We start from the raw sequence: 10,285 nt of genomic DNA, 5'->3' as shown, positions 1-10,285 counted from the left end.
GCTTATGTCCCTTATTTATAAATTAGTTCAATAACATCACTGATATTAATAAATATACATTTAAAACTTTATTTAACCAAAGATTATTTTTAATAAGAATATTATTGCTAGAATATATACAACGAAAGATACTTGTTTTCTATCCTTAGCTTCCCTAGTTGTAATATTAGCTATTAGGTTTAATATAGCATAAGATAACATTCCTATCATTAATCCATCTCCAATACTATATGTCATAGGCATTAATGCTATAGTAAGGAACGCTGGTACACCTTCAGTGAAATCAGAAAAATCTATATTTTTAACTGATTCTATCATGAAGAACCCTACAATAATTAAAGCTGGTGCTGTTGCACAACCTGGTATAGCAACAAATAATGGTGATAAGAACATAGCAAGTAAGAATAATATTCCTGTAACTACTGCTGAAAGACCTGTTCTAGCTCCTGATGCAACTCCAGCAGAACTCTCTACATAAGTTGTAACTGTAGATGTTCCTACAAGAGCTCCAAAAGTTGTTCCAATTGCATCTACTAGTAATGCCTTCCCTGCATTTTTAACTTTACCATCTTTATCTATCATTCCAATCTTTGATGCTACTCCAACTAAAGTTCCAGCTGTATCAAAGAAGTCTATAAATAAGAATACAAACACAACTGAAATAAATTCTGATATAGTTCCCGCATTAGTGAATACTGAGAAATCTAATTTACCTGCAATAGGTGCTATAGATTCAAACTTTAAAATACCTTTTGGTAAATATATTCCTGCAGCTGTAGCAGCTTCTGGTGATAAAGCAGCATATATCCATGCAGCTATAGCACTAGCAGCCATTCCCCAAAGTATTGCACCTTTTACATTTTTTTTAGATAAAATTACTATAACCATTACACCTAATATTGTAATTAACGCTGTTGGACTTACTAAGCTACCCATGGTTACCTTTGTAGCTTCACTTCCAACTACTATTCCAGCATTACCAAAACCTATAAATGCTATAAATAGTCCAATACCTGCAGTAACTGCATATTTTAAGTTAGTTGGTATACAATTTACAATAGCTTCCCTAACCTTTGTTAATGATAATAAAATAAATATAATTCCTTCTACAAATACTGCTGTTAACGCTATTTGCCAAGATATCCCCATTTCCATTACTACTGTATATGCAAAGAATGCATTAAGTCCCATACCTGAAGCTAATCCTAATGGTAGATTGGCATAGATTCCCATTAAAATAGTAGTAACACCAGCTGCTAGGCAAGTTGCTGTAACAACTGCTCCTGGATTCATTCCAACACCAGGATCTCCTAATATGTTAGCATTAACGGCTATTATATACGCCATAGTTAAGAAAGTTATTAATCCACCAACAACTTCCCTCTTTACATCGGTACCATTTTCTTTTAACTTAAAAAATTTTTCCATAATACTTGTCCTCCTATTAATATGTATTATTGCAAAAAAATAGTCACTGGATAAGAATCCCAGTGACAGTTTTTTTAACATAGGAATTCTCATAGTCGGATTTTATCGGTATCCGGTAGAAACATCTAATCCATCGCATTAGACCTATATGAAAATTAGTGATTATTTCTTTTTCCAAGATTATAATATCAACTTTATATACCTATGTCAATGATTTTTACGTATATTAATTTTATTTTTATTTATAATGTTCGTATATTAATAATGTCCTTTTTCAAACACTTCTCTTATTTCGTCTAAATTCCTTGTTTTTCCCAAGGCTAAAATCATTTTTATTCTAGCCTTTTGCCCTGGCATGCTATCCCCAAATATAACACCCATATTTCTTAATTGTTTTCCTCCGCCTTCATAACCATAACTATCTAGAACTCTCCCCTTATAACACCTGGAAACTATAACTACTGCCACACCTTTATTTATAGCCTTTTCTACAGAATTAGCCATTAACGGTGGAATATTGCCTCTCCCCATAGCTTCAATTACTAATCCCTTAGCACCTTGACTAACACAATAATCTATAAGTGTTCCATCCATTCCTGCACAGGATTTAATAAGCTGAACATTATTTTCTATTACATCAGTATTTATATATTCCTTTGTAGTGCTTCCTCTATAAAACCTTACTTCATTACTGTCAACAATGCCTATTGGCCCAAATTCTGGACTTTGAAACGTATTAAGGTGCATAGAGTGAGACTTTGTAACCTCACTAGCACAATTTAGTTCATTATTTAAACATACAATTACTCCACGATTTCTTGACTCTTTAGATGTAGCAGTACAAATTGATGCTGCTAAGTTAGCAGGTCCATCGTATCCTAGCTCAGAACTATTTCTCATGGAACCCGTAACTACTACTGGCTTTTCACTATTTATAGTTAGCTGTAAAAAATAAGCTGTTTCCTCAAGAGTATCTGTTCCATGGGTAACTACTACTCCATCTACATCTTCTCTTTCTAAAAACTTCTTAACATAATTTGATAATTCCATCATTATATCTGGGGTCATATGAGGGCTTGGAAGGCTAGAAAATGTATATGATTCTACTTCTGCATAGGATTCAATACCTGTTACCATAGACATTATTTCTTCACCTGTTAAATTAGGCACCGCTGCTTTTATTTTTTCATCTACCTTCATAGATATAGTTCCACCATTAAATATTACTACAACTTTACTCATACTTTATGTACCTCCAAAATCTTTATTATTTACAATCCAAAATAAAAGTTCAATTACACTTAACTTGTTTATAATCAATTTTAATTATATCTCTTTATCAAGGGCATTGTAAATGTACCTTATCCATTATAATCATTCCAATGAAATCTTTTACATAATTAAATATATTACAATGTTTAGAATTATACAATAAAAAATATAGTTTTGAATTTAATATTAATTTCAAAACTATATTTTTGAATTTAAAGAAAATGTCTTAACATTCATTAGATAATTATGCAGATAAGTCCACCATTTCCCTCATTAATAATTTTCTGAAGGGTTTTTTGAAGTTTAATTTGCACATCTTCAGGCATTTTGTAAAGTTTATTTTGAAGTCCTTCTTTAACTAATTCTTCTAAAGACTTTCCAAACATGTTACTTTGCCAAATTTGTGAAGGATCATTTTCAAATTGCTCTAAAATTGATTTGTAGAACTCTTCACTTTGTTTTTCACTACCCATTATTGGTTGAATTTCAGTTTCAATATCAGCTTTAATTAAATGTAATGATGGAGCTGAGGCTTTTAGTTTTACTCCATATTGATTACCCTTCTTAACAATTTCAGGCTCTTCTAGTTTCATTTCAGTAAGCTGTGGTGCAACTAATCCATAACCTGTCTCATTAACTTCTTTTAATGCCTCCTCAACCTTATCATATTCTATTTTAGCCTTGTAGAAACTCTCCATAATATTTAATAAATCATTTTCATTTTTTATATTAGTATTACAAATCTCTCCAAGAATCTTATAAAATAATTCATGTTTTGGATTAATATCCACGCAGGAAGTACCTTCTCCCATGTTCATTTCTTTAACTTTTATGTCTGATAAGAATTCAATTCCTTTAAAGGCATCAAGACATCTCTTAACATCTCTAACTTTATAGATATCTTTACACATGGCTTTTAGAATAGTCATTATGTTTACCTTTAACCAATGAGATGAATTTAAACTCTCCATCCACTGAGGCATATCAATATTTATTTCTTTTACCGGGAACTCTCTTAGAACTGTATCAAATATTTCTGTAATCTCATTATTTCCTATATTCATTACATCCATAACTTTTACAGGAACATCATACTTTTCTTCTAGTTCCCTTCCTAGTCCTTTACTCTCTTCTGAATTTGGATTTACAGTGTTTAGAACTATTATAAATGGCTTATTTATCTCTTTAAGCTCCTTTATAACTCTCTCCTCAGCATCTACATAATCCTCCCTATCTAAGCCTGTGATACTTCCGTCTGTAGTTACAACTATACCTATTGTAGAGTGATCTGTTATTACCTTCTTAGTTCCTATTTCTGCCGCTTGCTCGAATGGAATTTCATAATCATGCCATGGAGTAGAAACCATTTTAGGTGCATCAGCCTCTGTATAGCCTAATGCATTCTTTACTATATATCCAACACAGTCAACCATTCTAACTTTAAATTTCACTCCGTCCTCAAACTGAATTTCTACAGCCTCATTAGGAACAAATTTAGGTTCTGTAGTGTGAATAGATTTTCCTGATCCACTCTGTGGCAATTCATCTTTTGCTCTGTCCTTCTTATGAGGATTTTCTATGTTAGGTATAACCATTAGTTCCATGAACTTTTTAATAAAAGTAGATTTACCTGTTCTAACTGGTCCAACTACCCCCACATATATATCCCCTTGAGTTCTTTCTGCTATATCTTTATATATATCAAAATTTTCCAAGGCTACCCTCCCGCAACTACATATTAACATTATATATATATTGATATAGAATTAATATTATGCATTAATAAAATAAAAAAGTTCCCCTTTTTATTTTCAAAGGAAAACTTTTAATACTTGATAAGTTTTTAAATTAAATTATTCACTTTTAGCATAACTAAGTAATTCTTCTAATGTTAAGTCCTTATTGTGACAAAGTTTACTAATTGTTTTATTTCCAACATATCTATAATGCCATGGCTCATATTTATAACCTGTTATATCTTCTTTAGTCTTAGTATACCTTAAAATAAAGCCATACTTATAAGCATTTTCTAGAACCCAAGCACCTTCTTTGGTATTCTCAAAGGATTGATTTAAATCAAAGGCCATATCTCTGCTAGTAATATCAATAGCTAATCCAAGTTGATGTTCACTTTCACCAGGTTTTGCTACATATTCACTATGTTCACTGTCTTTATTTTGAATATCCTCATTGTAGATATATGTCTGAGAATCATATCCTCTAAATCCATTACTTAAAAATAAATTAATACCTTCTTCTTGAGCATCATAAAACATCTGCTCTAAATCTTCAATCATAGTTCCACTAACTAGGTTTTTTTCATTACTTCTTTCAGATACTAAGTTGATATTCGGAATAACTAAATTACCTGGCATATACTCCTTAGAAAGTAAATTTTCTTTGTTTACCAATGTATATAATCCTGTCGTATCACTATTAATAATATTTTTTATTTCATTTATCTCATCCTTTGTTAAGGTAGCGCTAACTGTAGAGTCATTTAAATCAGGTACTTCTTCTAAATCGTTATATTCATGTTCATTAATACTATTGCCCCTAGAAGGTGTTGTTTTCCCTTGGCTATATTTAGAAGTTTTATTCTCATAATCATTGTTGAATATATTAGCTGTATTAAGGACTTTTGAATCTTCCTTTAACACAAGTCCGATCATTATACCCACTAAAAATAACAACCCAATAATTATTGTAGTTCCATTATTAAAACCTGATTTCTTTTTATAGAAAATATCTTTTCTTTTATAAAATGCATTTTTTTTCTTTGTATAATTTTTATTATTCAACATACGTTTTTGTTAGCCTCCTACCTTTATCTTCAATTTTTCATTGAAAATAAAATTAATTCTCATCTATCTAACCTTATATCATTATATCAAATATTAAGATATTATCAAAATAAAATATTTTAATTAAATAAATGTTTACAATTCATTGTTTTCATCCTTATATTTTCTTCCCATTAATTTTGTAACACATTCTTTAGCATTCTTACCTTTAAAAAGAACTTCATACAATGCAGTAGTTATCGGCATATCTACATCAGTTTTAGATTTTAATTCATGAAAGGCTTTAACAGCCTCAATTCCTTCTACAACCATACCTATCTCTTTTACGGCTTCTTCCATTGTCTTTCCACTTCCAATTAATATTCCTGCTCTTCTGTTTCTACTATGCATACTAGTGCAAGTAACTATTAAATCACCCATTCCTGTAAGCCCATAGAATGTCTCAGCTTTTCCTGAGAGCTTAGTTCCAACCCTTATTATTTCACTCATACCTCGAGTCATTAGAGCTGCTTTAGTATTATCTCCATATCCAATGCCATCTGAAATCCCAGCAGCAAGGGCAATGATATTTTTAAAAGCTCCCCCTATTTCCACTCCAATAAGATCATTATTTGTATAAACTCTAAATGTATTATTGCTAAATACATCCTGGATTTTTTTTGCAGCTTTCATATCCTTTGATGATACCGTTACTGTAGTAGGTATATTCATTGCTACTTCTTCTGCGTGACTAGGACCTGATAGCACTACTACAGGATGACCTTTTATTTCATCTTCAATTATTTCTGACATTCTTTTTAATGTATGATTTTCTATGCCCTTAGCCACAGTTACAATTATTTCATCACCTTTAAGAAAAGGCTCTACTTTTTTTGAAATCTCTCTAATAGCCTTTGAAGGTACTGCAAGAACTATTATATTACTATTTTCTATAGTTTCTTCAAGATCACCATAGGCAGTAACTTTTTCTGGTATGGCAATTCCCTTAAGATACTTTGCATTTTCTCTTTTTATATTAATATCATTAACTGTGCTTTCACTATGGCACCATACAGAACATTCTGCCCCTTTCTTAGAAAGTAATACAGCTAAAGCTGTACCGAAACTTCCTCCTCCTATAAAAGAAATCTTATTCACCTTATCCCTACTTTCTTAAATTATATAAAACAATGAGAATAAATATTATATTATTTATTCTCATTGTCTCTATTAATTTCTTCTTATTTACTAAAAATCCATTTGTAATAAAGGATATAAAACTTTTATTAATCTTCTTTTCTCTTCCTAAATATAGTTTTTATTCCAGTACCTTTAAAATCAAAACTTTCCCTTAACTTATTCTCTAAATATCTCTCATAAGAGAAGTGTAGTAAAGCTGGATCATTTACAAAAAATATAAATGTAGGTGGTTTTATATCCACTTGGGTTACATAATAAATTTTTAGTCTTCTTAATGCAACTACTGGAGGTTCATTCATAAGTACAGCTTTACTTACCACATCATTTAATACCCCTGTAGCTATCCTCTTGGTATAATTATTGTAGCACTCTTTAGCTACATTTAAAACTTTGTTTACCCTTTGACCTGTTAATGCAGATATAAATAGATAATTAGCATATGGCATAAAAGATAATCCTCTACCGATTCTAGCTTTATAGTCATTCATAGTCTTGTCATCTTTTTCAATTAAATCCCATTTGTTAACTATTACAACTATTGCCTTATTAAGTTCATGGGCATATCCTATAATCTTTTCATCTTGATCACTTAACTCTTCTGTAGCATCAAGAATCAATATACATACATCAGCTCTCTCTATGGCTGTAAGAGTTCTTATAACGCTATATCTTTCTATCTCTTCTTTAATTTTACTTTTTCTTCTTAATCCTGCAGTATCTATTAATATAAATTTACCCTCATCAGTTTCTAATTTACTATCAATAGCATCTCTTGTGGTGCCTGGAATATTACTTACTATATTTCTATTTTCACCTAGTAACTTATTTATAAGTGAAGATTTTCCAACATTAGGCTTACCCACCATGGCAATTTTTATGTATTCTTCATCTTCTTCGCTACTTCCCAACTCATCAAAATGAGCTACAACTTCATCAAGCATATCTCCAAGACCTAATGCTTGAGTCGCTGAAATAGTTACTGGATTACCTATACCTAAGTTATAAAATTCATAAGCATTATCTTCTAATTCTCTTCTATCAATTTTATTTACTACTAATGTTATTGGTTTTCCTGATTTTCTAAGCATTTGTGCCACTTCATAATCTGATGGATGAAGACCGGCTTTACCATCTACTATAAATACAATTACATCTGCTGTTTCAATAGCAATATTTGCTTGCCTTCTCATTTGAACCATTATAATGTCTTCATTTTCTGGCTCAATTCCACCAGTATCAATAATTGTAAAGTTATGTCTTAGCCATTCAGCCTCTGCATAAATTCTATCTCTTGTAACTCCTGGTGTATCTTCTACTATAGCTATTCTCTTTCCTGCTAATTTATTAAAAAGTGTAGACTTACCTACATTTGGTCTTCCAACAATAGCAACTACTGGTTTTCCCATATTAATCCTCCCTTAAATGTTCATTTATTATAGTTATTAAATCATCTCCTGTGAAATCACAAATAATAACTTTTCTATTTAATTCTCTAGACAAATCTTCCACAGTATAATCATCTAACAGTATGGCTTCATCTGAATTAGAAAGTTCATATCCTTTTCTAAGGACGTTATCGGGTATTATTATATAGTCTCCAACTTCTCTTTCTTTAAGTGTGTTTATTATGTCTACTCCTGTTAAAAGCCCTGTTACTGTTATAGTCTCTCCAAAAAACTTATTTGGTATCTCCTCTACGGTAATATTTATATTATTATTTAACCTTTGAATTTTATCTTTTATATGTACTATTTCAGGATAAACTAAAGCCCCTGTTACAAAGGTAAAAGATCCCACTCCATCTTTCTTTAAATCTGGAAGTGTAGTATCTATGGTATCCTTTAATAGAGTTACCATTCCTACACCATCTTCAATTTGCTCAAATCCTTGGTAATGCTCAGAGTCTGGTAATTGTTCACCTGATACTATATAAAATTCGTCTGACAATCTAACAAAGGGTGTTCCACTTTCTTCATAATACTTTTTTTGTAGCTCTTTAACTAAATTGATTTGTTTTAAAGAAGTTTCTTGTGTAAATAAATTTAGCTTTTTTAATCCTTCTCTATGCTTAGTTATCCCTAAGGGTACTACTGCTACACTATTAACATTAGGATAAAGTCTATATAAATCTTCTATAGAGTTAACTAATTCTTCTCCATCATTAATTCCTGGGCAGCAAACAATTTGAGTGTTCATCTTTATTCCTGCTGCTGATAACCTCTTAAGTATATCATATATTTTACCCGCAAATCTATTGTTGAGCATTCTAACTCTAAGTTCTGGATTTGTAGTATGTACAGATACATTTATAGGACTTATCTTGTATTTTATTATTCTTTCTATATCCTCTTCTTTCATATTAGTTAAAGTTAAAAAATTTCCTTGTAAAAAGGATAGTCTAGAATCATCATCCTTAAAATATAAAGTTTCTCTCATTCCTTTCGGTAATTGATCTATAAAGCAAAAAATACAATCATTATGACATGTCATAGGTTTATCAATAATTCCTTCTCTAAATACTATCCCTAAATCTTCATCATAATCCTTCTCAATTTCAATTTCCCAAATCTCTCCATCTTTCTTCTCCACTTCTAAAAGAAGTACTTCATCAGTAATAAGAAATTTATAATCTATTATATCTTTAACATCATTTTCATTTATCCTTAAAAGTCTATCTCCAACCTCGATATCTACTTCTTCTGCAATAGAATTTGGAATAACCTTACTTATTTCATTTTTCATATTTGTATCTCCTTCATTCCTATAGCATGATTATACCACTATTATGTTATATTATCTTAATTATATTCCCTAGTCAATGCACCTCATTAAGATTACCTCAAAGCTTTCTATTTTTCAACAAAAATATAATTTAATTTCTAAGTAAAATAAAAAAGCTGACTACACATAGCCAACTTGTAATTTGAAGGTGGATTTAAATTAATTTAATTTTAGTTTTTCTCCGCTCTCTAAATATATAGTCCATTCACAAATATTGGTAGCATGGTCTGCCATGCGTTCCAAAAACTTGCATATAAATAAAAATTGACTAGCTTGATTTATAGTAGTTTGATCATTTCTCATTATTACAAGTAATTCATCAAATATACTCTTAAATAATCTATCTACCTGATCATCCATTTTACTTACTTCATGAGCTCTATTTATATCTGTAGTTATATATACCTCTAAAGAGTCTTTAATCATTTTTTCTACAATTTTAGCCATATTAGGTATATCTATAAGTTCCTTAATATAAGTTTCTCCTATAAGTTTTTTTGAAATCTTAGCTATGTCTACAGCATGGTCTCCCATTCTCTCTAAATCAGTTATGATCTTTGTAGTGATAAATATCCTTCTTAAATCACTGGCTAAGGGCTGCTCTGTAGCCATTAGTTTTATGCACTTATCCTCTATATCTTCTTCAAAGTCATCTATTACATCATCCTTTTGAATTACTTTTTCTGCTAAGATTTCATCCTGTTTTTTTAATGCATCAATGCTATCTTCTATTTGTTTGGCTACAGCCTCACCCATGGCCATTAAATCTTCATGAAGTTGTTGTAATTTAAGATCAAAACTATTTCTTGTCATCTTCTTCA

General features: G+C 30.5%; 8 protein-coding genes and 1 riboswitch. All 8 genes read right to left on the bottom strand.

Annotated features, from left to right (window positions below):
* Positions 1 to 72: 72 nt before the first annotated feature.
* Positions 73 to 1,428, bottom strand: coding sequence for an NCS2 family permease (locus B3Z56_RS08810; RefSeq protein WP_346848332.1), 1,356 nt, complete (start codon positions 1,426 to 1,428; stop codon positions 73 to 75).
* 72 nt (positions 1,429 to 1,500) lie between these two features.
* Positions 1,501 to 1,600, bottom strand: a riboswitch (purine riboswitch).
* An 86-nt stretch (positions 1,601 to 1,686) separates the two neighbouring features.
* Positions 1,687 to 2,670 carry an asparaginase gene (locus B3Z56_RS08805; protein WP_035132697.1) on the bottom strand — a complete coding sequence of 328 codons (984 nt, stop codon included), beginning with the start codon at positions 2,668 to 2,670 and terminating at the stop codon, positions 1,687 to 1,689.
* Positions 2,671 to 2,936: 266 nt separating this feature from the next.
* Positions 2,937 to 4,415, bottom strand: a complete 1,479-nt coding sequence (gene spoIVA, locus B3Z56_RS08800; RefSeq protein ID WP_346848331.1) for a stage IV sporulation protein A — start codon at positions 4,413 to 4,415, stop codon at positions 2,937 to 2,939.
* 138 nt (positions 4,416 to 4,553) lie between these two features.
* The gene (locus tag B3Z56_RS08795; RefSeq protein ID WP_346878610.1) at positions 4,554 to 5,504 is read right to left on the bottom strand and encodes a M15 family metallopeptidase; all 951 of its coding nucleotides are present in this window, start codon (positions 5,502 to 5,504) and stop codon (positions 4,554 to 4,556) included.
* A gap of 135 nt (positions 5,505 to 5,639) precedes the next feature.
* Entirely contained in the window at positions 5,640 to 6,641 is a 1,002-nt protein-coding gene (locus tag B3Z56_RS08790) for an NAD(P)H-dependent glycerol-3-phosphate dehydrogenase (RefSeq protein WP_346848329.1), read from the bottom strand.
* 128 nt (positions 6,642 to 6,769) lie between these two features.
* On the bottom strand, positions 6,770 to 8,089 hold the full coding sequence (gene der / locus B3Z56_RS08785; protein WP_035132691.1) for a ribosome biogenesis GTPase Der: 1,320 nt from the start codon (positions 8,087 to 8,089) through the stop codon (positions 6,770 to 6,772).
* A gap of 1 nt (position 8,090) precedes the next feature.
* The gene (locus tag B3Z56_RS08780; protein WP_346848328.1) at positions 8,091 to 9,425 is read right to left on the bottom strand and encodes a DUF512 domain-containing protein; all 1,335 of its coding nucleotides are present in this window, start codon (positions 9,423 to 9,425) and stop codon (positions 8,091 to 8,093) included.
* 198 nt (positions 9,426 to 9,623) lie between these two features.
* A complete protein-coding gene (phoU, locus tag B3Z56_RS08775; RefSeq protein WP_346848327.1) occupies positions 9,624 to 10,277 on the bottom strand; it encodes a phosphate signaling complex protein PhoU in 654 nt (217 codons plus the stop codon).
* Positions 10,278 to 10,285: the final 8 nt, after the last annotated feature.

Source organism: Clostridium sp. UBA7791 (assembly GCF_002480755.1).
Lineage (GTDB): Bacteria > Bacillota > Clostridia > Clostridiales > Clostridiaceae > Clostridium_J > Clostridium_J sulfidigenes.
Note: the sequence above shows the minus strand (reverse complement) of the source record. Positions and strands in the feature narration are given on the sequence as shown.